We start from the raw sequence: 25959 nt of genomic DNA, 5'->3' as shown, positions 1-25959 counted from the left end.
TACATGCCTGAAGTAACCCTCACCACCCTCAATGGCCTCAAGGCCAAGGGTGAAAAAATCACCATGCTGACCTGCTACGACGCAACCTTCGCCAAGGTCGCCAGCCAGGCTGGCATTGAAGTGTTGCTGGTGGGCGACTCGCTGGGGATGGTCCTGCAGGGCCACGACAGCACCTTGCCGGTAACCACGGCGGACATGGCCTACCATACCGCCAGCGTCAAACGCGGCAACGATGGCGCGCTGATCCTTGCCGACCTACCGTTCATGGCCCACGCCACCCCTGAGCAGGCCTTTGCCAACAGCGCTACGCTGATGCAGGCCGGCGCCCACATGGTCAAGATCGAAGGCGCCGCCTGGCTGGCCGAGACCATTCGCCTGCTGGCCGAACGTGGCGTGCCGGTGTGTGCGCACATGGGCCTGACCCCACAAACCGTCAACGTGCTGGGCGGCTACAAAGTGCAAGGCCGCCAGGAAGCCCAGGCCCGGCAGATGCGTGCCGACGCCATTGCCCTGGAGCAAGCCGGTGCAGCCATGCTGCTGCTGGAATGCGTGCCCAGCGAACTGGCGGCGGAAATCACCAATGCCGTAGGCATCCCGGTGATCGGCATTGGCGCCGGCAGCGCCACCGATGGCCAGGTACTGGTACTGCACGACATGCTCGGCCTGTCGCTGACGGGTCGGGTACCGAAGTTCGTGAAGAACTTCATGCAAGGCCAGCCGGATATCCACAGCGCCCTCGTCGCGTACGTCGAGGCGGTCAAGCAAGTCAGCTTCCCAGGCAGCGAACACGGGTTCAGTGCATGAATACAGTCAAGACCGTCCGCGAACTACGCGCAGCAGTAGCCCGCGCCCGCGGTGAGGGCAAGCGCATCGGCTTCGTGCCGACCATGGGCAACCTGCACAGCGGCCACGCTGCGCTGGTAACCAAGGCCGCGCAGCGCGCCGACTTCGTGGTCGCCAGTATCTTCGTCAACCCGCTGCAGTTCGGCGCCAACGAAGACCTCGACAAGTACCCACGCACACTGGCCGCCGACCAGGAGCGCCTGCTGCAGGCCGGCTGTAACCTGCTGTTCGCGCCCACCGTGGACGAGATGTACCCCGACGGCATGAGCGTGCAAACCCGCGTCAGCGTGCCCCAGCTTTCCGAAGGCCTGTGCGGCGCCAGCCGGCCCGGGCATTTCGAAGGTGTAGCCACAGTGGTCAGCAAGCTGTTCAACATGGTCCAGCCGGACCTTGCGGTATTCGGTGAAAAGGACTTTCAACAACTGGCGGTGATCCGCGCCATGGTGCGCGACCTGAACATGCCGGTGCAGATCATTGGCGAGCCCACCGTACGGGCCGAAGATGGCCTGGCGCTGTCGTCGCGCAATGGTTACCTCACGCCGGAGCAGCGTAGTGCTGCACCAGCGCTGTACCGCACGTTGCAGCAGATTGCGGCGGGCATTGGCCGGGGACAGCGGGATTTTGCTGCGCTGGTTGCCGAAGGGCAGGCGCAACTGGCTGCGGCGGGTTTCCGCCCGGACTACTTGGAAGTGCGCCATGCCGTGAGCCTGCGCCCGGCAGTGATCGATGATCGCGACCTGGTGGTGATTGCGGCGGCTTACATGGGGAACACCCGGTTGATCGACAACCTTTACCTGCATGTGGAAGAGAAGACCGCATAAAGGCCTGGGGCTGCCTTGCAGCCCATTCGCGGGACAAGCCCGCTCCTACACAGATCGCGCTCCTCTGTGGGAGCGGCCTTGTGTCGCGATAGGGGCGCAAAGCGCCCCCAAATTCCCCCGCCATACCCATTCCCTGTAAGTGGCCTATGCCTATAATGATGCCAGCCTGAACCCGGCAACGACTGCCGTGTCCAAGGTCTCACCACGCACCAAGGGAACCCCGCGCAATGGCGTATTACCGTACTCCCCACGATGTGACGGCCCTGCCCGCCTGGCAGGCGCTTCAGCAACACCGCGATGCCATGCAGAGCTTCAGCATGCGCGAAGCCTTTGCCGCCGATGCCAAGCGCTTCGACCAGTTCTCCCTTAGCGCTTGCGGTCTGTTCCTCGACTATTCGAAAAACCTGATTACTGAACAAAGCCGCGACCTGCTGGTCAACCTGGCCAACGAAGTGGGCCTGCAGGACGCCATCAAGTCGATGTTCAGCGGCGAAATCATCAACGCCTCCGAAGGCCGCCCGGTGCTGCATACCGCCCTGCGCCGACCCGTAGGTGACAAACTCAGCGTCAACGGCGTGAACGTCATGCCGGAAGTGCACAAGGTACTCAACCAGATCACCGAACTGGTTGGCCGCATCCATGACGGCCTGTGGCGTGGCTACAGCGAGAAGCCGATCACCGACGTGGTCAACATCGGCATCGGCGGCTCGTTCCTCGGCCCCGAGCTGGTCTCCGAGGCGTTGCTGCCCTACGCCCAGCGCGGCGTGCGCTGCCACTACCTGGCCAACATCGACGGCAGCGAGTTCCACGAGCTGTCGGCCAACCTGCGCGCCGAAACCACCCTGTTCATCGTCTCGTCGAAGTCGTTCAACACCCTCGAGACCCTGAAAAACGCCATGGCCGCACGCACCTGGTACCTGGCCCAGGGCGGATCGGAAGCCGAGCTGTACCGCCACTTCATTGCGGTCTCCAGCAACAAGGCCGCCGCCGTGGCCTTCGGCATCCGCGAAGAGAACATCTTCCCGATGTGGGACTGGGTGGGTGGCCGCTACTCGCTGTGGTCGGCCATCGGTCTGCCAATCGCCCTGGCCATCGGCACCGCCAACTTCAAGGAGCTGCTTTCCGGTGCCTACACCATGGACCAGCATTTCCAGACCGCGCCGTTCGACAAGAACATGCCCGTGCTGCTGGCCCTGCTGGGCGTGTGGTATGGCAATTTCTGGGGCGCCAGCAGTCACGCGATCCTGCCCTACGACCATTACCTGCGTAACATCACCAAGCACTTGCAGCAGCTGGACATGGAGTCCAACGGCAAAAGCGTGCTGCAAGATGGCACCCCGGTGAAAACCGATACCGGCCCGGTCATCTGGGGTGGCGTCGGCTGTAACGGCCAGCACGCCTACCACCAGTTGCTGCACCAGGGCACCCAGCTGATTCCGGCCGACTTCATCGTGCCGGTCGTGAGCTTCAACCCAGTAGCCGACCATCACCAGTGGCTGTATGCCAACTGCCTGTCGCAGAGCCAGGCGCTGATGCTGGGTAAAACCCGCGAAGAAGCCGAAACCGAACTGCGTGGCAAAGGCCTGAACGAAGCGGACATCGAAAAGCTGGCCCCGCACAAGGTGATCCCGGGCAACCGCCCGAGCAACACGCTGGTGGTCGAGCGCATCAGCCCGCGCCGCTTGGGCGCGTTGGTGGCGATGTACGAGCACAAGGTGTTCGTGCAGAGCGTGATCTGGGGTATCAACGCCTTTGACCAGTGGGGCGTGGAGCTGGGCAAGGAACTGGGCAAGGGCGTTTACCAGCGCTTGGTCGGCAGCCTGGAAGACAGCGCTGAAGATGGCTCGACCCAAGGCCTGATCAACTACTTCCGCGGCCGTCACCGCGGGTGATCCCAACGCCACACAGTCGCTCTGTGTAGGAGCGGCCTTGTGTCGCGATGGGCCGCAAAGCGGCCCCAACAATTGATGCACCAGTGCTGAAATCCTGGGGCCGCGTTGCGGCCCATCGCGACGCAAGGCCGCTCCTACAGGGACCGCACAAACTTCAACTGTGGGGCCGGCACAGGCGGAACACCTCCCCCAGCTACACTGTCCTATCGAATAGCCGTTGCAGTCCCTCGCCCCTTACAAGAGCAGGACCACCCGCCATGTTCGATATCCGCAATTACCCCCAGGCCCTGGCCGTCAGCCAGGCCGCCGCCCTCACTCCCGACGACTACCAACGCCTGTACCGCCAGTCGGTCGACGACCCCGACGGTTTCTGGGCCGAACAAGCCAAACGCCTGGACTGGATCAAGCCCTGGTCAAGCGTGCAGCAATGCGACCTGAAAACCGGCAAGGCGCGCTGGTTCGACGGTGCTCAGCTCAACGTCAGCTACAACTGCATCGATCGCCACCTGGCCCGGCGCGGCGAACAGACCGCCCTGCTGTGGGAAGGTGACGACCCGAAAGATTCCAAGGCCATTACTTACCGCGAGCTGCACCGCCAGGTCTGCCGCCTGGCCAACGCCCTGAAAGCACGCGGCGTGAAGAAAGGCGACCGGGTGTGCATCTACATGCCGATGATCCCCGAAGCCGCCTTCGCCATGCTCGCCTGCACCCGTATCGGCGCCATCCACTCGGTGGTGTTCGGCGGTTTCTCCCCCGATGCCCTGCGCGACCGCATTCTCGATGCCGACTGCCGCACCGTGATCACCGCCGATGAAGGCGTGCGCGGTGGCAAGCGCATCCCGCTCAAACACAACGTCGACAAGGCCCTGGCCAGCTGCCCCGCAGTCAGCAGCGTCTTCGTGGTGCGCCGCACCGGTGGCGAGGTTGCCTGGGCCGAGGGCCGCGACCTCTGGTACCTCGAGGCCACGGAAAAGGCTGGCGACGATTGCGCCCCCGAGCCGATGGAAGCCGAAGACCCGCTGTTCATTCTCTATACCTCTGGCAGCACCGGTAAACCCAAAGGCGTGCTGCACACCACCGGCGGCTACCTGCTGCAGGCGACCATGACCTTCGACGTAGTGTTCGATTACCGGGACGGCGAAGTGTTCTGGTGCACCGCCGACGTCGGCTGGGTCACCGGCCACAGCTACATCGTCTATGGCCCGCTGGCCAATGGTGCGATCTCGCTGATGTTCGAAGGCGTGCCCAACTACCCGGACACCTCGCGCTTCTGGCAGGTGGTGGACAAGCACCAGGTGAACATCTTCTACACCGCCCCGACCGCCCTGCGCGCGCTGATGCGCGAAGGTTCGGCACCGCTGCAGAGCACCACGCGCAAAAGCCTGCGCCTGCTGGGCAGTGTCGGCGAGCCGATCAACCCAGAAGCCTGGGAGTGGTACTTCGAGGAAGTTGGGCAGAAGCGCTGCCCGATTGTCGATACCTGGTGGCAGACCGAAACCGGCGGCATCATGCTGACCCCGCTGCCTGGCTCACCCTCGCTCAAGCCTGGCTGCGCCACCCAGCCCATGTTCGGTGTGCAACCGGTGCTGCTGGACGAAAAAGGCCAACTGATCGAAGGCCCCGGCGCCGGCCTGCTGGTCATCAAGGCTAGCTGGCCTGGGCAGATCCGCAGCGTCTATGGCGACCACCAACGCATGGTCGACACCTACTTCAAACCCATGCCCGGTTATTACTTCACCGGCGACGGTGCCCGCCGCGATGCCGACGGCGACTTCTGGATCACCGGCCGCATCGATGATGTGATCAACGTGTCCGGCCACCGCATCGGCACTGCCGAAGTGGAAAGCGCGTTGGTACTGCATGACAGCGTTGCCGAAGCCGCCGTGGTTGGCTACCCGCATGACCTCAAGGGCCAGGGTGTGTACGCCTTCGTCACGCCCATGAATGGTGTAACGCCAGACGACGCACTGAAAGCCGAGCTGCTGGCGCTGGTCAGCAAGGAGATCGGCAGTTTCGCCAAGCCCGAGCTGATCCAGTGGGCACCGGCGCTGCCGAAGACGCGCTCAGGCAAGATCATGCGGCGTATACTGCGCAAGATCGCCTGCAACGAGTTGGACAACCTGGGCGATACCTCGACCCTGGCCGACCCCAGCGTGGTGCAGGGCCTGATCGACAAACGCCTCAACCAGTAACCGGCGGCCACTGTTCATGGCCGCCCTGCCCCGCAGGTCGCCATGGAAGCCCTTCGTCGCCGCATCGAAACCCAGGTCATGAGCCTCACCGGGCTGGCCCTCGGCCAGCTCGACCTGGAATCGCCCAAGGGCGACCCTGGGCTGTTCGGCCCGCACAGCATCAGCTGGCAGGTGCATGGGGACTTTCCCAGCATGCTGGTCGGCGGCATCAGCGCACTCATGCTGCAATTGCTGCACCCGCTGGCATTGGCCGGTGTTTGGGACCATTCCAATTTCCGTGAAGACCTGCTCGGCCGCTTGCGCCGTACCAGCCAGTTCATCTCCGGGACTACCTTCGGTGCCACGGGCGACGCCGAATGGCTGATCGACAAGGTGCGCACCATTCACCTTCAGGTCACCGGTACCGCGCCGGACGGCCGTCCCTATGCGGCCAGCGACCCGGACTTGCTGACCTGGGTGCATGTGGCGGAGGTCAGCAGCTTCCTCGCTGCCCACTTGCGTTACCGCAACCCGCTCCTGCCGCACAGTGAGCAGGATGCCTACTACAGCGAGATCGCGCTGATTGCCGAGCGCCTGGGCGCCCGAGACGTGCCACGTTCCTGCCAGCAGGTGGAAGATTACCTGCAGCGCATGCGCCCGCAACTGCACTGCGATGCACGCAGCCACGAGGTGATTCGGATTCTACTCGACGCCCCGGCGCCCAGCCGCTTGGCTCAACCAGTCGGCAAGTTGATGCTACACGCCGGTATCGACCTGCTACCGGGCTGGGCCCAAGTGATGCTCGACTTGCAGCATGGGCCCCTGCAACAGCGCCTGATCCGCCTGGGCCTGAAGCGCACCGCAGCGGTATTGCGCTGGGCGATGCGCGATGGCTCGGCGCACCGGGCCAAGCGACGCATGGGTATCGACTGACGCCAGTTGGTCCGCCCAGCGGAACTGATTTAACGTGCCATACTCCAAGCACTCCTGCTTAGACAGACGAAGCGACACATGTACAAAGGATTGACTCGCGCCGCTGGCGCAATCGTGGCCTTGGTGGCCCTTTACAGCCTGCTCGGCTTTCTCATACTTCCCGGTGTCGCACTGCGCATCGCCAATCAGCAGTTGGCCCAGTACGCTACCGTACCGGCCCACCTCGAACGGATCGAGCTCAACCCCTTCAGCCTCGAGCTGACACTGTGGGGCCTGCAGATCGGCGAACCCGGCAAGGAGCAGGTGGGCTTCGAACGGCTATATGCCAACCTCTCGCTCGACAGCCTGTGGGCCCGCGCCCTGCACCTGGAAGCGGTCGAGCTCGACAAACCGCGCAACGAGGTACTGTTCGCCAAGGACGGTACGCTCAACCTGACCGGGCTGTTCAAGCTGCCGGCCAGTGAAGCCAAGCCCGACGAACCACCCAGCGACCCGTTCCCGCTGCGCATCGGCAGCATCAAACTGATCGATGGCTACCTGCATTTCGAGGACCAGCGCCCCAGCGAGCCGATCGAGTTTCTCTACGACAACATGAACCTGGAGCTGAAAAACCTCAGCACCTTGCCCAACGACAATGCCGACATGTCCCTGGTGGCCCTTGGCCCCAACGGCGGGCGTATCGACTGGAAAGGTACTCTCAGCCTGGTGCCGATCGCCTCTGAAGGCACGCTGAAGATCACCGAAGGCAAGATGAAGGCATTCTGGCCCTATGTGCGCGATGCCGTGCCGTTGGTGCTGGAAGACGGCGTGGTCAGCCTCGACACCCACTACAAGCTCAACCTCGCCAAACAGACAGAACTGCTCCTGGACAATGCCTCCGTGCGGATCGCACCGTTCGCCATCAAGGCACCGGATGGCCGCCCGCTGGCGCGCCTGGCCAGCTTGGAGGTGAGCGAAACCTCTGTCGACCTGGTCAAGCAACGGGTCACCGTCGGCAAGATCCGCAGCGAAAAACTGGAAACCTGGGCTGCGCTGGAAAAAGACGGCCAGCTCGATTGGCAGAAGCTGTTCGCCGGCCAACCGGCCAAAGCCACGCCGGAAGAAAAGGCCGAGCCGGCTACCGCCGAGCCTAGGCCTGAAGAAAAAGCGGCCAAGGAGCCGAGCAAGCCCTGGCAGGTGCTGCTCAAGGACGTCCAGTTGCGCAACTACCAGGTGCACCTGGCAGACCGTACGCAAAAGGAGCCTGTGGCCCTCGATATCGGCCCGCTCAACGCCGACCTGCAAGGGTTTGACAGCCTCAACCAGACGCCCTTCACCCTCAAGCTCGATACCGGTGTGGGCAAGCAAGGCAAGCTGCAGGCAGCCGGCCAGGTCAACCTGGCGCCGATCTGGGCCAAGCTGGATGTCAGCACCCGCGATATCGACCTGCGCGTGGCCCAGGCCTACATCAGCCCGTTCATCCTGCTGGAGCTGCGCAGCGGCATGCTCTCCAGCGATCTCAAGGTCGACCTGAAAGACACCGCGCCGCTGGCCTTCAATGTTACCGGCAAGGCCCAGGTCAGTCAGTTGCACACCCTCGACACGATCAAGAGCCGCGACTTCGTCAAATGGCAGCAGGTGAACGTGGACGGCCTGTCCTACGTGCATGGTGATGCGCTGTCGATCGACAAGGTGACCCTGCTGCAACCCTATGCACGCTTCATCATCAACGAAGACCGCACCACCAACGTCAACGACCTGCTGATCCCGCAGCCGGCCGGCGCACCGGCGAGCAGCCAGGCGAAATCAGCCCCGGCCAGCAACAGCAAACCGCTGGGCATCCACATCGGCCAGGTCGACATCAACGACGGCTCGGCCAACTTTGCCGACCTGTCGCTGACCCCCAACTTCGCCACGGCCATCCAGCAGCTCAACGGCCAGATCGGCACCATCGACAACCGCAAGCCGGCACCGGCCAAGGTTGACGTCAAGGGCAAGGTCGACCGCTATGCACCGGTGACCATCAAAGGCGCCCTCAACCCGTTCAACCCGCTGGCCAGCCTGGACATCGCTACCAGCTTCAAGCGCGTCGAGCTGACCACATTGACCCCCTACTCCGGCAAGTTCGCCGGTTTCCGTATCCGCAAAGGCCGGCTCAATCTCGACCTGCATTACCTGATCACCAACGGCCAGCTCAAGGCCGAGAACAAGGTCGTGGTGGAGCAGTTGCAACTGGGCGAAAAAGTCGACAGCCCGGATGCGGTCGACTTGCCGATCCGCCTGGCGGTGGCATTGCTGAAGGACACCGAGGGCAAGATCTCGATCGAGCTGCCGGTGACGGGCGACCTCAATAACCCACAGTTCAGCGTAATGCCGATCGTCTGGCAAACCCTGCGCAACCTGGTGCTTCGCGCGGCGCAAGCGCCGTTCAAGTTCATTGGCGGGCTGATTACCGGGGGTGGTTCGCAAGACCTCGGTAATGTGGCCTTCGCACCGGGCTCGAGCGAACTCAGCGGCGATGCCCAGTCGTCGCTGGACAAGCTGGCATCGGCGCTGAAAGAACGCCCGGAACTGCGCCTGGAAATCGAAGGCACCAGCGCCCAGGCCAGCGACGGCCCACTGATCGCCCAACAGCGCCTGGAGCGTGAGTACCAGGCCACCTGGTACAAGATCCTGCAGCGCCGTGGTGACAAGGTGCCGCCTAATGCTTCGATGCTGATTGTTGATGACAGTGACAAGCCGGCGATGCTCGAAGGCATCTACCGCACCCGTCTGAAGCAGCAACCGCCGGCCGAGTGGGAGCAGTTGGGGCGCGATGAGCGCACTGCCAAGCTGCGCGAGGCGGTGATCAAGTCGTGGGCCGAAAGCACCGCGTTACTGCGTGCACTGGGCCAGGAACGGGCCAGCAGCATCAAGGACTACCTGGTCGACAAGGGCAAGCTGGAAGATGACCGGGTGTATTTCATCGATACCAGTCTGGGGCAGGCAGAAAGCGATGGCCGAGTGGTGACGCCGATGCATCTGGATGCCGAGTAATCTCTGATAGCAGGCCCGGCCCATTCGCGGGTGAACCCGCTCCTACAAGGCCTGTGCAGTACCTGTAGGAGCGGGTTTACCCGCGAAGAGGCCCGACCAGGCAACATCAATTCAGGCACTGACCAACCGCTGCCCCGACACCGCCGGGTGATACAGCGGTTGCACCTTGTTCCCCGCCGGGTCCAGCAGGTGGAAGCTGCGCGCACCGTCCCCATGGTTGAATGGCCGGTCAAGCAAGGTCACCCCTCGGGCCTTGAAGTACGCATACCAGGCCTCCAGCTCCTCGACGCTATCGACGATGAACCCATAGTGGTCCAGGGTCTGCAGCCCATTGGCCGCCCCTGCTCCGCGCCCCAGCGACAGGTTGTCGTTACCGCAGGTCAGGTACACCAGGTCTTCATTGGCGCGGTTCAGCACTTCCATGCCCAGCACATCGACATAGAAGCGTTCGCACTCCTCAAGGTTGGGTACCAGCAAGGCAATATGGCGCAGGCCATTCAAGCGACCAGGGCGTGCAGGCAATTCGGACATTGGCTAGGCTCCTTTTTTGTATACAATTCTATGCTGAATTTAAAACAAAAGGAGAGCTTTGTGTATAGCCTGTTCATCAAGACCCGCGTGAAACCCGGATGTGTCGACGCTTTCCTTAGCGCGATCAAGGTCAATGCCGCAGCCTCGGTGGCCAGTGAGCCGGGTTGCCTGGTGTTCGATGTATCGCAAGACCGGGCAGACCCGGAGGTGATCTATCTATACGAGATCTACCGCGACGATGCCGCCTATGAGGCGCACACCCAGACGGCGCACTTCCGCGACAGCAGACCGCTGGTGGAGCCGCTGATCGTCGAGCAGGAATGCTTTGAGAGCGATGTCATCGCGCGTAATCCGGTGTGCTGAGTTAAAAGAAAAAGCCCTGGCAGGGGCCAGGGCTTTCGGTAACGGTGGCCAAATCCATTTGGCCGACGGGACATTCCTTATTCAGCTTTCAGGCCGTCAGACATCACGCTCTTGACGCCTTTGATGTTCTTGGTGATACGTACCGCTTCTTCTTTCTGCGATTCGGTGACTTTTACATCGGAAGACAGGGAAACAACACCTTGGCTGGTCTCGACTTTGATGTCGCTGCCTGGAATGCCTTTTTCAGTCAGCAGGTCAGCTTTGACCTTGGTGGTGATCCAAGTGTCGGAGCCTTCTTGCTTGGCGTTGTCAACAGTGTTGGCAGCCAACATGACTGGAGCCTGGGTTGGCTCGGCAGCGAAGGCACCGTTAGCCATGGTCAGGGTCAGAGCGGTTGCAGTAGCGGCAGCAATGGCGAACTTCTTCATGTGAGTCACTCCTGTTTATTTGAAAGGTCTGCGCCGTATGTCCTGGCGTCAGATATGAAGGTAGTTGCATGCGTTGTGCCAGCTTTACCGTTTCGCTTAAACCCTTGTAAATCAATAGGTTAACTATAAGCCGCCATTTGCGGTTTCGTGCATTTTGCAATCCGCGCGGTAAACCTGCATGCAAGATGCAAGTCCGCAAAAGGTTCCCGCGACGCATGAAAAAAAGGGCCCCGAAGGGCCCTTCCATGTTGCGTCTGTCGCTTAGACGCCCGAGGCTTTCGCCGCAGCAACGTCTTTGATCGACAGCTTGATACGGCCGCGGTTGTCCACGTCCAGTACCAGTACTTCGACTTCCTGGCCTTCTTTCAGGATGTCGGTGACTTTCTCGACGCGAGCATCGCTCAGCATGGAGATATGCACCAGGCCGTCCTTGCCAGGCAGGATGTTGACGAAGGCGCCGAAGTCGACGATGCGCTCAACCTTGCCGACGTAGATCTTGCCGATCTCGGCTTCTGCGGTGATGCCCAGGATGCGCTGTTTGGCAGCTTCTGCCGCTTCCTTGGTTTCGCCGAAGATCTTGATCGAGCCATCGTCTTCGATGTCGATCGAAGCCTTGGTTTCTTCGCAGATGGCGCGAATGGTGGCGCCGCCTTTGCCGATCACGTCACGGATCTTGTCGGTGTCGATCTTCATCGCGATCATGGTCGGGGCGTTGGCCGACAGCTCGGTACGCGACTGACCGATGATCTGGTTCATCTGACCGAGGATGTTCAGGCGCGCTTCCAGGGCCTGGCCCAGGGCGATTTCCATGATCTCTTCGGTGATGCCGTTGATCTTGATGTCCATCTGCAGCGCGGTAACGCCTTTGGCGGTACCAGCTACCTTGAAGTCCATGTCGCCCAGGTGGTCTTCGTCACCGAGGATGTCGGTCAGGACCGCGAACTTGTCGCCTTCCTTGACCAGACCCATGGCGATACCGGCTACTGGCGCCTTCATCGGTACACCGGCGTCCATCAGGGCCAGGGAAGCACCGCAGACCGAAGCCATGGAGCTGGAACCGTTGGATTCGGTGATTTCCGAAACCACGCGGATGGTGTACGGGAACACGTCAGCGGCAGGCAGCATGGCCTGGACCGAACGGCGGGCCAGACGGCCGTGGCCGATTTCACGACGGCCAGCACCACCCATGCGGCCACACTCACCTACCGAGAACGGTGGGAAGTTGTAGTGCAGCATGAACGGGTCTTTCTTCTCGCCTTCAAGGGTGTCCAGCAGCTGGGCGTCACGGGCAGTACCCAGGGTCGCAACCACCAGGGCCTGGGTTTCGCCACGGGTGAACAGTGCCGAACCGTGGGTTTTCGGCAGTACGCCAACCTCGATGTTCAGCGGGCGTACGGTCTTGGTGTCGCGGCCGTCGATACGTGGCTTGCCGTTAACGATGTTTTCGCGAACGGTGCGGTATTCGATTTCGCCGAAGATGTCTTTGACTTCGGAAGCCGAAGGCTGGCCTTCTTCACCAGAGAACTTGGCAACAGCCTGGTCACGCAGCTCGCCCAGGCGCGCGTAGCGGTCAGCCTTGACGGTGATGGTGTAGCCCTGCGAAACCGCTTCGCCGAACTCGGCGCGGATGGCGTTGAACAGCTCGGTGTTGGCAACGGCAGGTTTCCAGTCCCAGGTCGGCTTGGCGGCTTCGGCAGCCAGCTCTTTGACAGCCTGGATAACAGCCTGGAATTCGTCGTGGGCGAACAGTACGGCACCCAGCATCTGGTCTTCGGTCAGCTCTTGTGCTTCCGATTCAACCATCAGTACGGCGTCGGAGGTACCGGCAACGACCATGTCCAGGCTCGAGGCAGCCAGTTGCTCGTAGGTCGGGTTCAACAGGTAGCCGGTGCTTTCATGGAAGGCAACGCGAGCGGCGCCGATCGGGCCCTCGAACGGAATGCCGGAGATGGCCAGGGCAGCCGAGGTACCGATCATCGCAGCGATGTCCGGGTCGGTCTTCTTGCTGGTGGAAACCACGGTGCAGACGACCTGCACTTCGTTCATGAAGCCTTCCGGGAACAGCGGGCGGATCGGACGGTCGATCAGGCGCGAGGTCAGCGTCTCTTTCTCGGAAGGACGGCCTTCACGCTTGAAGAAGCCACCCGGGATCTTGCCGGCGGCGTAGGTCTTTTCCTGGTAGTGAACCGACAGCGGGAAGAAGCCCTTGCCTGGATCAGCCTGTTTGGCGCCTACCACAGTCACCAGCACGGTGACGTCGTTGTCGACGGTAACCAGCACGGCGCCGGTTGCCTGACGGGCAATACGGCCCGTTTCGAGAGTAACGGTCGATTGACCGAACTGGAAAGTCTTGATTACCGGGTTCACGGTTTCCTACCTTTTTCAGTGGCTCTTGGGGGAACTGGTTTCTTGCGAATTCTTGGGCAGAACGGGGAATCGGCCCCATTGACCGTCCAGATACAACACGAGGCTGGGAGCCTGGCTGCTGCGCGGTAAACCGCTCAGCACAACCAGGCTGCCAACCTCGGAGATACGCGTGGCGTGACCGACGACGATGCTGCGAAACAGCATAGCCGAAGCTTGCGACACGCCAGGCACACCACTGACCTGGCCGCTATTAGCGACGCAGGCCCAGGCGACCGATCAGGGCGCTGTAACGAGTGGTGTCTTTGCCCTTCAGGTAGTCCAGCAGCTTACGACGCTGGTTAACCATACGGATCAGGCCACGACGGGAGTGGTGGTCTTTACCGTTGGCCTTGAAGTGGCCTTGCAGCTTGTTGATGTTCGCGGTCAGCAGAGCAACCTGAACTTCCGGGCTACCAGTGTCGCCAGCGGCTTGCTGGAAGTCGGTAACGATTTGAGCTTTTTCTTCAACGCTGAGGGCCATTTGGCTTCTCCTGATAACGGATCCCGCAAGCGGGGTCCAATAGGCCAGGGACAAATCCCTGTATTAATAAAAAAGGAGTGACCGTGCCTACTGACAGCCACCCTTGATTCCGTAGGGTTCGGCAACTGCCTTACCCTGCGGTTTCGGTCATTCCGACCGAATCAGCCGACGCGGCGCAATGCGCCCGTCTTCGCTCACTTCACCGATACCGATGAAGCGCGCATTGTGATCCTGTACCCGGACCATGCCAAACTGTGGCGCGTCCGGCGCACGTACCGCCTGCCCATGCAGCCAGTAGAACGCACTGTGTTCGGACAAGCTGACCATTGGCCAGTCCTGCAAGCCGCTGTCCGATGGCATCAGGAAGCGATCGAGCGCTTCGTTGCCACCTTCGGCGTGGGCCTGTTCGAGTTCCTCGAGGGTGACCGTCTGTGCCAGCGCGAAGGGCCCGGCCTGGGTCCTGCGCAACTCGGCGACATAGGCGCCGCAACCAAGGGCCTCGCCAATATCCTCCACCAGGGTACGGATATAGGTGCCTTTGCTGCATCCTACGCTCAACCGCGCACGGGTGCCGTCGCACTCGAGCAGCTCCAAGCGGTTAATAGTAACAGAACGCGCCTCGCGCTCCACTACCTCTCCTGCACGTGCCAGCTTGTACAGCGGCTGGCCGTCACGCTTGAGTGCCGAGTACATCGGCGGTATCTGGCTGATCGGGCCGCGAAAACGTGGCAGCAGCGCCTCGATGTCGGTGCGACCAACGGTCACCTCGCGGGTTTGCAGTACCTCACCTTCGGCGTCGCCGGTGTTGGTAGTCTGCCCCATCTGCATGACGGTTTCGTAGCCCTTGTCGGAATCGAGCAGGTACTGCGAAAACTTGGTCGCTTCGCCGAAGCACAACGGCAGTACGCCGGTCGCCAACGGGTCGAGGCTACCGGTATGGCCGGCCTTTTCCGCGTTTAGCAGCCAGCGCACTTTCTGCAGCGCGGCGTTGGAGGTAAAGCCCAGCGGCTTGTCGAGCAGGATGATGCCGCTGACGTTACGGCGGATACGTTTGACCTGGGCCACCGCTTACTCCTTGGTGTCCGGCTCGTCAGTTTCCTTGTGCAGGCGGTCTTCGGCCACTGCACGCTCGATCAGCGCCGACAGGTGCACACCGCGGCTGACACTTTCATCGAAGTGGAAATGCAGTTGCGGCACGCTGCGCAGTTGCATCGAGCGCCCCAGGTGCAAACGCAGGAAGCTGGCAGCGCTGTTCAGTGCCTTCAGCGACTGCTGCACGGCGTCCGGGGTTTCCTCGCCCATGACAGTGATGAACACCTTGGCATGGCCCAGGTCACGGCTGACATCCACGGCGGTGATGGTCACCAGGCCGACACGCGGGTCCTTGACTTCGCGGCGGATCAGCTCGGCCAGCTCGCGCTGCATCTGATCGCCAATACGTTGGGTACGGCTATATTCTTTGGCCATTCTTGCTACCTGTAACTTAAAGCGGCAAACGCCCGGACAGACCTGAGCCTGACCGGGCGCCACCTGAAGAGGTACCGCAAGCCGCCCTGTAGCGGGCGCTTGCGGCTTGCTCGCCCTTAAAGGGTACGAGCCACCTGGACTTTCTCGAAGACTTCGATCTTGTCGCCGACCTTGACGTCGTTGTAGCTCTTGACGCCAATACCGCACTCCATGCCCGAACGGACTTCGGAGGCGTCGTCCTTGAAGCGACGCAGCGATTCCAGTTCGCCTTCGAAGATCACAACGTCGTCGCGCAGTACGCGGATCGGACGGTTGCGGTACACGGTACCCTCGATGACCATACAGCCAGCGATGGCGCCGAACTTCGGCGAACGGAACACGTCACGTACTTCGGCGACACCCAGGATGTTCTCGCGAACATCGCTGCCAAGCATACCGGTCAGGGCCTTCTTGACGTCTTCGATGATGTCGTAGATCACGTTGTAGTAACGCATATCCAGACCTTCCTGCTCGACGATCTTGCGCGCACCGGCATCGGCACGCACGTTGAAGCCGAACAGTACTGCGTTCGAAGCCAGTGCCAGGTTGGCGTCGCTCTCGGTGATACCACCGACACCACCACCAATCACGCGCACTTGCACTTCGTCGTTGCCCAGGCCGCCGAGCGAGCCCTGCAGTGCTTCCAGAGAACCGCGCACATCGGTCTTGAGAACGATGTTGAGGGTTTTCTTCTCTTCCTGACCCATGGTCTCGAAGATGTTTTCCAGCTTGCCGGCGTGAGCACGGGCCAGCTTGACCTCGCGGTACTTGCCTTGACGGAACAGGGCAACTTCGCGGGCTTTCTTCTCGTCAGCCACCACGGACAGCTCGTCACCGGCTTCCGGGGTACCGTCCAGGCCGAGGATTTCGACCGGGATCGACGGGCCGGCTTCCTTCACAGGCTTGCCGTTCTCGTCGAGCATGGCACGCACGCGGCCATAGTTGGAACCGCACAGGACCATGTCGCCCTGACGCAGGGTACCGTCCTGAACCAGGATGGTTGCCACTGGGCCACGGCCCTTGTCCAGGCGCGACTCGACCACGACACCACGACCTGGAGCGGTCGGGGTAGCCTTCAGCTCAAGGATCTCGGCCTGCAGCAGGACGGCTTCGAGCAGTTCGTCTACACCGGTACCCATCTTCGCCGAAACCTTGACGAATGGCGTGTCACCACCCCATTCCTCGGAGGTCACACCTTCGACCGACAGTTCGTTACGGATGCGATCGAGGTCAGCACCCGGCTTGTCGATCTTGTTCACGGCAACAACCAGTGGAACGCCAGCTGCCTTGGCATGCTGCACCGCTTCACGGGTTTGCGGCATCACGCCGTCGTCCGCCGCCACCACCAGGATGACGATGTCGGTCGCCTTGGCACCACGGGCACGCATCTGGGTAAACGCAGCGTGGCCAGGGGTATCGAGGAAGGTGACCATGCCGCGGTCGGTTTCCACGTGGTAGGCGCCGATGTGCTGGGTAATACCACCGGCTTCGCCAGCAGCAACCTTGGCACGACGGATGTAGTCGAGCAGCGAGGTCTTGCCATGGTCAACGTGACCCATGACGGTAACCACCGGCGCGCGCGACTCGGTCTGGCCTTCGAACTTCAGCGATTCGGCCAGCGAGTCTTCCAGGGCGGTATCGCTGACCAGGGTGACCTTGTGGCCCAGCTCTTCTGCGATCAGCTGAGCGGTTTCCTGGTCGAGTACCTGGTTGATGGTAACCGGGGTACCCATCTTGAACATGAACTTGACCACTTCAGCGCCCTTCACGGACATCTGGTTGGCCAGCTCGGAAACCGTGATGGTTTCGCCGATGGTCACGTCACGGATGACTGGACCGGTCGGGTTCTGGAAGCCGTGCTGGTTACGCTTCTTCAGCTTGCCCTTGCCACCGCGACCACGACGAGCGCCATCGCTCTCTTCGTCGGTAGTGCGCGGAGCGGCACGTGGAGTCGGAGCCTTTTCCTTCTCCTTGACCTTGACCTTGATCGACACACGAGGGGCCTCGCCACGACGACGGTCGTCATCACGGGTGCGGCTTTCGTTGCGACGGGTCTCGTCCTTCTTGCGCTCGGCAGCACGGGCTGCGGCGTCTTCGGACGCAGGTGCGTCAGCGACCACCGGGGCCGGTGCAGCAGCCGGGGCTGGTGCAGGCTTGGCGGCAGGCGCAGGGGCAGCAGCCGGGGCTTCGGCCGCCTGACGGCGAGCCTGGTCCTCGTTGCGCTGGCGAACTTCAGCGTCGACCTTGTCGCGAGCGGCATTTTCAGCCGCGCGGCGCTCTTCCAGCTCACGCTTCTGCTCAGCCTGGATTTCTTCCGGGCTGCGCTGAACGAAAACTTTCTTCTTGCGTACTTCTACGCTGATGCTCTTGCTACCGGCGACACGCAGGGTGCTGGTGGTTTTGCGCTGCAAGGTAATCTTGCGCGGCTCTTCCGCCTTGCTCTTGTGGCTGCTTTTCAAATGAGTCAGCAGGGTCTGCTTCTCATTGTCGGTCACTACCTGACCGGCGTCGGTGTGCGGCAGACCTGCCTCACGCATCTGCTGCAGCAGGCGCTCTACCGGTGCCTCGACCTCTTGGGCCAGTTCTTTCACCGTGACTTGCGTCATGCACTTCTCTCCTCAGGCCGCGCCTAATTACTCGAACCAGTGGGCTCGGGCGGCCATGATCAACTTGCCGGCACGCTCTTCGTCGATGCCGTCGATGTCGAGCAGATCGTCGATCGACTGCTCGGCCAGGTCTTCGCGGTTAACCACGCCGCGCACCGCCAGTTCAGCCGCCAGGTCCTTGTCCATGCCCTCAAGGGAGAGCAGGTCTTCGGCCGGGTGGGCGTCTGCCAGTTTTTCTTCGGTAGCGATGGCCTTGGTCAACAAACGGTCCTTGGCTCGAGCGCGGAGCTCATTGACGATATCTTCGTCAAAGCCATCGATGTTGAGCATTTCTTCCAACGGTACGTAGGCAATTTCTTCGAGGCTGGTAAAGCCTTCGTCGACCAGCACTTGGGCCAGCTCCTCGTCGACTTCCAGTTCATCGATGAAATTGCGCAGGATGTCACCGGTTTCGGCCTGTTGCTTGGCCTGGATATCCTTCTCGGTCATCACGTTCAGGGTCCAGCCGGTCAGCTGACTGGCAAGACGAACGTTCTGACCGCCACGGCCAATGGCCTGGGCCAGGTTGTCCTCGGCGACGGCGATGTCCATGGCATGGGCATCTTCATCAACGATGATCGCCGCGACTTCAGCCGGCGACATGGCGTTGATGACGAACTGCGCCGGGTTATCGTCCCACAGGACGATATCCACACGCTCACCACCCAACTCCCCGGATACGGCCTGGACGCGCGAACCACGCATGCCGATACAGGCACCTTGCGGGTCGATGCGCTTGTCCTTGGAGCGGACGGCGATCTTGGCTCGCGAACCCGGATCACGGGAAGCGGCCATGACTTCGATCAGGCCCTCGGCAATTTCCGGCACTTCAATGCGGAAAAGCTCGATCAGCATCTGTGGCGCAGTGCGCGACAGGATCAGCTGGGGGCCACGGTTTTCAGTGCGAATTTCCTTGAGCAGCGCACGCAGGCGCACGCCAACACGGAAGGTTTCGCGCGGAATGATGTCTTCGCGGGCCAGCAAGGCCTCGGCGTTGTTGCCCAGGTCAACGATGACGTTGTCGCGGGTAACCTTTTTCACGGTACCGGAGATGATCTCGCCAACGCGTTCGCGATAGGCATCGACCACCTGGGCACGCTCGGCCTCACGGACCTTCTGCACGATGACCTGCTTGGCGGTCTGCGCGGCGATACGGCCGAACTCGATGGACTCGATCTTTTCTTCGATCACGTCACCGATTTTCGCTTCAGGGTGAGTGTCCTTGATCTTGTCCAGCCAGGTTTCGATCGCCGGATCGTCCAGGTCGTTTTCGTCGACCACGGTCCAGCGACGGAAAGTCTCGTAGCTACCGGTGTGGCGGTTGATTTCCACACGCAGGTCGACTTCGTCCTCAAAACGTTTTTTGGTTGCAGTGGCCAAGGCCACTTCCAGCGCTTCGAAAATGACGCCGGGCGGTACACCTTTTTCGTTGGATACCGATTCAACAACCAGCAGTACTTCTTTGCTCATCGTACGCCTCGCCTTGCGCAAGCCATTGGGCCCGGATAGTCCGCCGGGCCCGGCACGTCTCAGTCAAAACTGGGAATAATATTGGCCTTGTCGATCGAGTCGATCGGCAGAAGGAATTCCTGGTTGTCCACCTGGACCACCACGTCCTGCTCCTCCACACCGCGGAGAAGGCCCTGGAAGTTACGACGACCCTCGAAGGGTGAGCGCAGCTTGATCTTCACTTGTTCGCCGGCATGCGAGGCAAACTGTTCCAAAGTGAACAGTGGGCGATCCATGCCGGGAGAAGACACCTCGAGGGTGTACTCACTGCTGATTGGATCTTCCACATCGAGAATGGCGCTGGCCTGACGACTGACCGCTTCGCAGTCCTCCACCAGGATGCCGCCTTCCTTGTCGATGTAGATGCGCAGTACCGAATGCTTACCCTGGGAAACGAACTCGATCCCCCAGCACTGATAGCCCAGACCCTCGACAACCGGGGCCAACAAGGCCTGCAACTGTTCTAGCTTGCTCGACACCTGAACCCCCTCGTGCATGCTGTGCAAATAAAAAATGGGCGAAGCGCCCATCCCTGAAAGCGCCGTTGGACAACGACGCCGAAAACTGTTCGGTTAGCAAAAAGCCCCTGAAAAGGGGCTCCGCTGAAGCTGGTTGCGGGGGCTGGATTTGAACCAACGACCTTCGGGTTATGAGCCCGACGAGCTACCAAGCTGCTCCACCCCGCGACAAAGCTGGGGCGAAAGTATAAGACCGAACCCTGTTGAGGGTCAAATCTTAACCTTCACCTGCAAGAAAGCCCGCTAAAGCGGGCTCTCAAGCTTCAATTGGTACCGAGAAGGGGACTCGAACCCCTACACCCTATGGGCACAACCACCTCAAGGTTGCGTGTCTACCAATTCCACCACCTCGGCAATACTACTACTTGAAACCCGTTACTTCTGCTCTTGTGCCGGAGGAGGTACATCACCCGTGTTATTGGTGGTTTCACTCTTCTGCTGCTGGAGCACCGGTACATCATCATTAACTGCCGGTTTTTGCGGCTCTTTCACTTCTAGCACAGCTGGATCTGGAAGACCTGCTTGGCTAAGCTGGTGAGCTTGTTGCTTCGCGAAGTATCCTAACCCAAGTGCTGTCAAAAAGAAAGTGGCAGCGAGTATAGCAGTGAATTTACTTAGGAACGTTGCAGAGCCTTGGCTCCCGAACACGGTATTAGAAGCACCCGCGCCGAAAGATGCACCTGCTTCAGCACCTTTACCCTGTTGCAACAGCACCAGCACTACAAGCGACAGCGCTGCCAACAGATGAAAAACAACGATGACTGTTTCCAGCATTTGTTCAGTTTCCTGCGGCGCGACAAATTGCACCGAATTCGTCTGCGTTCAGGGAAGCCCCACCAATGAGACCCCCATCGATATCCGGCATGCCGAACAGTTCGGCCGCATTGGCCGCCTTCACGCTGCCGCCGTAGAGCAACTGCACCTTCGCAGCCACTTCAGCATCTTCTGCCGCCAGCTGGCCGCGGATGGCGGCGTGCACATCCTGGGCCTGCTGTGGCGTGGCCGTAAGGCCGGTGCCGATGGCCCATACAGGCTCATAGGCAATTACTGCATTGGCAAAAGCCTTAACACCGAATGCTTCGATGATACTGCTTAGTTGACGCCCGACAACTTCGAGCGTTTTGCCAGCCTCGCGCTCTTCAAGGGTTTCCCCGATGCAAAGCACTGGCTTCAAACCTTTGGCCTGGGCCGCTGCAAACTTGCGATTGAGCACTTCGTCGGTTTCACCAATGATCTGGCGGCGCTCCGAGTGACCAATCAACACCAACTTGCAACCTGCTTCAACCAGCTGCTCGGGAGCAACTTCCCCGGTCAGCGCACCCTGTTCGGGTTGTACAGCAGAATTCTGTGCGCCGACAGTAATTTCTTTACCTGCTAGGCCATCAACCACTTGATTGATGAACAGGGCCGGTGGAAATACCGCGACTTCCACTCCGCTCGGCAAGGCGAGATTGCTCAAGCCTTCGGTCAGCTCAGCGACGCTAGCGCGGGTACCGTGCATCTTCCAGTTACCAGCTACCATAGGGCGACGCATGCTTTACCTCGTCGGTCAAAGTGGGCGCAGATCTTACCCAACCAGATCTGCGCTGGCAAGCGCCTTCAGACACAAACTTCGCTGACCAGTTTGGCCAATGCTTCGGCATGGCCGCGCACCTGGCTTTCGTCTTCACCCTCGACCATGACCCGCACCAGCGGCTCGGTGCCGGATTTGCGCAACAGCACACGCCCACGACCGGCCAGAGCTTCGGTGACCTTGGCGCTGGCTTCCTTGACCGCCGGGTGCGCCAGCGGGTCGACTTTGCTCGCCCCGAAGCGCACATTGATCAGCACCTGCGGGCACTTGCGCAGGGCCTGACGGGCCTGGGACAGGGTCTCGCCACGGCGCTTGAGCGCCATCAGCACCTGCAGCGCGGCGATGATCGCGTCGCCGGTAGTGGTGTGGTTGCAGCACACGACGTGGCCGGAGTTTTCGCCACCGATCAGCCACTCACGCTCCAGCAGCTCGGCCATGACGTAACGGTCGCCGACCTTGGCCCGTACAAACGGGATATCCAGGTCTTTCAGCGCAAGCTCAAGGCCCAGGTTGCTCATGAGAGTACCCACCACCCCGCCCTGCAGCTTCCCACGGTCATGCAGGTCGCGGGCGATGATGAACAGCAATTCGTCGCCATCGACGATGGCGCCGGTGTGGTCGACCATCAGCACGCGGTCGCCGTCGCCGTCGAAGGCGATACCGAGGTCGGCATGGCCTACCAGCACGGCAGCCTGCAGCGATTCGATATGGGTCGAGCCGCAGCCTTCGTTGATGTTCAGGCCGTCAGGCTGGGCGTGCAGCACGGTTACGTCGGCGCCTAGCTCGCGGAACACGCTTGGCGCGACCTTGTAGGTCGCGCCATGGGCGCAATCGACCACCAGCTTGAGGCCTTCGAAGCTGGTGCTGCTCGGTACGCTGCTTTTGCAGAACTCGATGTAGCGGCCAGCGGCATCGTTGATGCGCGAAACCTTGCCCAGCTTGCTCGACTCGACAACGGTCATCGGCTGGTCGAGCAGTTCCTCGATCATCAGCTCGACTTCATCCGGCAGCTTGGTGCCCTGCCCCGAGAAGAACTTGATGCCGTTGTCGTCGTGCGGGTTGTGCGAGGCGCTGATGACGATACCGGCTTCAGCGTGGAAGGTACGTGTCAAATAGGCGATGGCCGGTGTCGGCATCGGCCCGAGCAGCATCACGTCGGCACCCGCGGCAGACAGGCCGGCCTCAAGTGCGGACTCGAACATGTAGCCCGAAATACGCGTGTCCTTACCCACCAGGACCCGACAGTGGCCCAGCTTGCGGAAGGCCATGCCGGCCGCCCAGCCAAGCTTCAGCATGAAGTCCGGTGTGATCGGGTATTCGCCGACGCGGCCACGAATGCCGTCGGTACCAAAGTATTTTCTGCTCATAGGGACTCCAAGGTTCTTATTCGGCGTTTTGCACTGCAGCGATCATGCGCACGACATCGACAGTTTCGGCCACGTCATGGACACGCAGGATGCTAGCGCCCTTGGTCATGGCCAATGCTGCCAGCGCCAGGCTGCCGTACAAGCGCTCACCGACCGGACGTTCCAGCGTCAGGCCGATCATGCTCTTTCGTGAAACACCCACCAGCAGCGGGCGCCCAAGGCGATAGAGCGCTTCCATGTGTTTGAACAGGCTCAGGTTGTGCGCCAGCGTCTTGGCGAACCCGAAGCCCGGGTCAAGGATGATGCGTTCCGCCGGGATGCCTGCCGATGCGCAAGCGGCCATACGCTGTTCAAGATAGCGCGCAACGTCGGCAGTGACATCTTCGTAATGCGGATCGTCCTGCATGTTGCCCGGCTCGCCACGCATATGCATCAGGCACACCGGCAGGCCGGTAGCGGCAGCAGCATCCAGGGCGCCATCACGCTCCAGACCACGCACGTCGTTGATCAGCCCGGCACCAAGGCGCGCAGACTCCCGCATGACGGCCGGCGTGGAGGTATCGACCGAGATGACCACATCGAGACGGCTGTTGATCGCCTCGACCATGGGCGCCACGCGCTCCAGCTCTTCGGTTACCGAAACGGCACGTGCACCCGGGCGGGTGGACTCGCCACCGATGTCGATCAGCGTGGCGCCAGCGGCAGCCATCGCCTCGGCATGGCGCAAGGCCTCGTCGCGCTGGTTGAAGCGCCCGCCATCGGAGAAGGAATCGGGGGTGACATTGAGAATACCCATGACATGGGTACGCGACAAATCAAGAACCCGGTTGCCGCAAGGCAACCGGGTCGGGTACTGCACTGAGCTCATAGATGCCCTTAGTGTTGAGCTGCCGGGCCGCCGATTGGCGATTCCGGACGATCATTCTGGGCAGCAGGCGTGCCCGAATCCTTGTCATCGTCCCAGTCACGCGGCTCACGCGGCGTACGCCCAGCCATGATGTCGTCGATCTGATCGGCATCAATGGTCTCATACTTCATCAGCGCTTCGGTCATCGCTTCGAGCTTGTCGCGGTTATCGATCAGCAGCTGCTTGGCCGTGGCGTAGCACTGATCGATGATGCTGCGCACCTCGGAGTCGATCAGCTTGGCCGTTTCGCCGGACACACTGGCGTGCTGGCTGCCGGCACTGCGACCAAGGAACACTTCACCCTCTTCCTCCGCATACATCAGCGGGCCGAGCTTCTCGGACAGGCCCCACTTGGTAACCATGTTACGAGCGATCTGGCTGGCACGCATGATGTCGTTGGACGCGCCAGTCGTCACGCCATCGAAGCCCAGGGTCATCTCTTCGGCAATACGGCCCCCATACAGCGAGCAGATCTGGCTGATCAGCGCACGCTTGGACAGGCTGTAGCGGTCTTCTTCCGGCAGGAACATGGTCACACCCAGGGCGCGACCCCGCGGGATGATCGAAACCTTGTAGACCGGGTCGTGCTCAGGCACCAGGCGACCGACGATGGCGTGGCCAGCCTCGTGATAGGCCGTATTGCGCTTTTCCTTTTCCGACATGACCATGGTCTTGCGCTCGGCGCCCATCATGATCTTGTCCTTGGCCAGTTCGAACTCTTTCATTTCGACCAGGCGCTTGTTGGAGCGTGCAGCAAACAGCGAAGCTTCGTTGACCAGGTTGGCCAAGTCGGCGCCGGAGAAGCCCGGGGTACCACGGGCGATGACGGCCGGGTTGACGTTTTCGCCAACCGGCACCTTGCGCATGTGTACCTTGAGGATTTGCTCGCGACCGCGGATGTCCGGCAGGCCGACCACCACCTGGCGGTCGAAACGGCCAGGGCGCAGCAGTGCAGGGTCGAGTACGTCCGGGCGGTTGGTGGCAGCGATGACGATGATGCCATCGTTCATCTCGAAGCCGTCCATCTCTACCAGCAACTGGTTGAGGGTTTGCTCACGCTCGTCGTGACCACCGCCCATGCCGGCGCCACGGTGGCGACCAACGGCGTCGATCTCGTCGATGAAGATGATGCACGGGGCGTGCTTCTTGGCCTGTTCGAACATGTCGCGCACACGGCTGGCACCGACACCGACGAACATTTCCACGAAGTCCGAACCGGAAATGGTGAAAAACGGTACTTTCGCTTCACCAGCAATGGCCTTGGCCAGCAGGGTCTTACCGGTACCGGGCGGGCCAACCATCAGCACGCCACGCGGGATACGGCCACCCAGGCGCTGGAACTTGCCCGGGTCGCGCAGAAACTCGACCAACTCGCCAACCTCTTCCTTGGCCTCGTCGCAACCAGCAACGTCAGCCAGGGTAGTCTTGACCTGGTCTTCGGACAGCAGGCGCGCCTTGCTCTTGCCGAAACTCATCGGCCCGCCCTTGCCGCCTGCACCGCCTTGCATCTGGCGCATGAAGAACATGAACACGGCAATGATCACCAGGATCGGGAAGCTCGCAACCAACAACTGCGTCCAGATACTCTGCTGCTCGGGCTGCTTGCCCTCGACAACCACGTGATTGTCGACCAGGTCGCCGATCAGGCCATTGTCGGTAATGGCCGGGCGCACGGTCTTGAAGCTGTCGCCGTCAGCGCGCTTGCCGGTAATGATGTAGCCATCGACGGTCACACGCTCGACCTTGCCATCCTTGACCTGCTGGATGAAGTCGGAGTAGTTGAGGGTCTGCGGCTCGTTAGGGCTGGAGAAGTTGTTCATCACCGTCACCAGGACAGCTGCGATGATCAACCACAGGATCAGATTCTTTGCCATGTCGTTCAATTCGCTACCCTCTGAGGCCGGCGCACGACGCAGCCGTGCCTCGCATGATATTCATCGCCCTAACTTACTACATTACCTACGCAGCCGCAGGCACCGTCTGTAACCCTTTGTGAAAGCTAGACTACACGAAGTTCGGACGATCCTGACGCGGTGGACGATTGGAAATA

General features: G+C 61.2%; 21 protein-coding genes and 2 tRNA genes. 7 read left to right on the top strand and 16 right to left on the bottom strand.

The window, feature by feature from the left end; translation table 11 throughout:
* Positions 1–3: 3 nt before the first annotated feature.
* From panB to ACIP02_RS17665, 6 genes are all read left to right on the top strand, one after another.
* Positions 4–804 carry a 3-methyl-2-oxobutanoate hydroxymethyltransferase gene (gene panB, locus ACIP02_RS17690; protein ID WP_400618472.1) on the top strand — a complete coding sequence of 267 codons (801 nt, stop codon included), beginning with the start codon at positions 4–6 and terminating at the stop codon, positions 802–804.
* Positions 801–1664 (top strand): pantoate--beta-alanine ligase, encoded by an 864-nt coding sequence (panC, locus tag ACIP02_RS17685; protein WP_400618469.1) that lies wholly within the window; start codon positions 801–803, stop codon positions 1662–1664. Before panB ends, panC begins: the two co-directional genes overlap by 4 nt.
* Before the next feature lie 227 nt (positions 1665–1891).
* Complete coding sequence (gene pgi / locus ACIP02_RS17680) at positions 1892–3556, top strand: glucose-6-phosphate isomerase (RefSeq protein ID WP_400618466.1); 1665 nt, start codon at positions 1892–1894, stop codon at positions 3554–3556.
* Positions 3557–3813: 257 nt separating this feature from the next.
* Positions 3814–5748 (top strand): acetate--CoA ligase, encoded by a 1935-nt coding sequence (acs, locus tag ACIP02_RS17675; protein WP_400618464.1) that lies wholly within the window; start codon positions 3814–3816, stop codon positions 5746–5748.
* A 42-nt stretch (positions 5749–5790) separates the two neighbouring features.
* Entirely contained in the window at positions 5791–6660 is an 870-nt protein-coding gene (locus tag ACIP02_RS17670; RefSeq protein ID WP_400618461.1) for an oxygenase MpaB family protein, read from the top strand.
* Between the two features lie 78 nt (positions 6661–6738).
* Positions 6739–9675, top strand: a complete 2937-nt coding sequence (locus ACIP02_RS17665) for a DUF748 domain-containing protein (protein ID WP_400618458.1) — start codon at positions 6739–6741, stop codon at positions 9673–9675.
* A gap of 111 nt (positions 9676–9786) precedes the next feature.
* On the opposite strand, the gene ACIP02_RS17660 is transcribed toward ACIP02_RS17665, so the two are convergent.
* Entirely contained in the window at positions 9787–10206 is a 420-nt protein-coding gene (locus ACIP02_RS17660) for a VOC family protein (RefSeq protein ID WP_201199998.1), read from the bottom strand.
* Positions 10207–10266: 60 nt separating this feature from the next.
* Here ACIP02_RS17660 and ACIP02_RS17655 point away from each other — a divergent pair, with 60 nt between their 5' ends.
* On the top strand, positions 10267–10569 hold the full coding sequence (locus ACIP02_RS17655) for a putative quinol monooxygenase (RefSeq protein ID WP_400618454.1): 303 nt from the start codon (positions 10267–10269) through the stop codon (positions 10567–10569).
* Between the two features lie 77 nt (positions 10570–10646).
* Here the strand turns inward: ACIP02_RS17655 and ACIP02_RS17650 are convergent, their stop codons facing one another.
* The 15 genes from ACIP02_RS17650 to ftsH form a co-directional block, all read right to left on the bottom strand.
* Positions 10647–10997, bottom strand: coding sequence for a BON domain-containing protein (locus tag ACIP02_RS17650; protein ID WP_021784324.1), 351 nt, complete (start codon positions 10995–10997; stop codon positions 10647–10649).
* Positions 10998–11258: 261 nt separating this feature from the next.
* A complete protein-coding gene (pnp, locus tag ACIP02_RS17645; protein WP_400618451.1) occupies positions 11259–13364 on the bottom strand; it encodes a polyribonucleotide nucleotidyltransferase in 2106 nt (701 codons plus the stop codon).
* Between the two features lie 250 nt (positions 13365–13614).
* Positions 13615–13884 carry a 30S ribosomal protein S15 gene (gene rpsO / locus ACIP02_RS17640; RefSeq protein ID WP_012274241.1) on the bottom strand — a complete coding sequence of 90 codons (270 nt, stop codon included), beginning with the start codon at positions 13882–13884 and terminating at the stop codon, positions 13615–13617.
* A gap of 147 nt (positions 13885–14031) precedes the next feature.
* Positions 14032–14949 (bottom strand): tRNA pseudouridine(55) synthase TruB, encoded by a 918-nt coding sequence (gene truB / locus ACIP02_RS17635; RefSeq protein ID WP_400618447.1) that lies wholly within the window; start codon positions 14947–14949, stop codon positions 14032–14034.
* Between the two features lie 3 nt (positions 14950–14952).
* A complete protein-coding gene (gene rbfA, locus ACIP02_RS17630; RefSeq protein WP_400618444.1) occupies positions 14953–15351 on the bottom strand; it encodes a 30S ribosome-binding factor RbfA in 399 nt (132 codons plus the stop codon).
* Between the two features lie 116 nt (positions 15352–15467).
* Complete coding sequence (gene infB, locus ACIP02_RS17625) at positions 15468–17996, bottom strand: translation initiation factor IF-2 (protein WP_400618441.1); 2529 nt, start codon at positions 17994–17996, stop codon at positions 15468–15470.
* Between the two features lie 27 nt (positions 17997–18023).
* A complete protein-coding gene (nusA, locus tag ACIP02_RS17620) occupies positions 18024–19505 on the bottom strand; it encodes a transcription termination factor NusA (RefSeq protein ID WP_201200013.1) in 1482 nt (493 codons plus the stop codon).
* 59 nt (positions 19506–19564) lie between these two features.
* Positions 19565–20023 carry a ribosome maturation factor RimP gene (gene rimP, locus ACIP02_RS17615; protein WP_400618438.1) on the bottom strand — a complete coding sequence of 153 codons (459 nt, stop codon included), beginning with the start codon at positions 20021–20023 and terminating at the stop codon, positions 19565–19567.
* 130 nt (positions 20024–20153) lie between these two features.
* Positions 20154–20230: transfer RNA gene (locus ACIP02_RS17610), tRNA-Met, on the bottom strand.
* A 100-nt stretch (positions 20231–20330) separates the two neighbouring features.
* Positions 20331–20416, bottom strand: a tRNA-Leu gene (locus tag ACIP02_RS17605).
* Positions 20417–20437: 21 nt separating this feature from the next.
* Entirely contained in the window at positions 20438–20836 is a 399-nt protein-coding gene (secG, locus tag ACIP02_RS17600) for a preprotein translocase subunit SecG (protein ID WP_016489169.1), read from the bottom strand.
* 4 nt (positions 20837–20840) lie between these two features.
* Positions 20841–21596 carry a triose-phosphate isomerase gene (tpiA, locus tag ACIP02_RS17595; protein WP_201200014.1) on the bottom strand — a complete coding sequence of 252 codons (756 nt, stop codon included), beginning with the start codon at positions 21594–21596 and terminating at the stop codon, positions 20841–20843.
* A 65-nt stretch (positions 21597–21661) separates the two neighbouring features.
* A complete protein-coding gene (gene glmM / locus ACIP02_RS17590; RefSeq protein WP_400618433.1) occupies positions 21662–23002 on the bottom strand; it encodes a phosphoglucosamine mutase in 1341 nt (446 codons plus the stop codon).
* A 16-nt stretch (positions 23003–23018) separates the two neighbouring features.
* Positions 23019–23870 (bottom strand): dihydropteroate synthase, encoded by an 852-nt coding sequence (folP, locus tag ACIP02_RS17585; RefSeq protein WP_400618430.1) that lies wholly within the window; start codon positions 23868–23870, stop codon positions 23019–23021.
* A gap of 8 nt (positions 23871–23878) precedes the next feature.
* On the bottom strand, positions 23879–25783 hold the full coding sequence (ftsH, locus tag ACIP02_RS17580; RefSeq protein ID WP_201200021.1) for an ATP-dependent zinc metalloprotease FtsH: 1905 nt from the start codon (positions 25781–25783) through the stop codon (positions 23879–23881).
* Positions 25784–25959 lie beyond the last annotated feature (176 nt).

Source organism: Pseudomonas sp. NPDC089408 (assembly GCF_044749445.1).
GTDB lineage: Bacteria > Pseudomonadota > Gammaproteobacteria > Pseudomonadales > Pseudomonadaceae > Aquipseudomonas.
The sequence above is the reverse complement of the archived record's forward strand: the minus strand, read 5'-3'. Positions and strand labels throughout refer to the sequence as shown.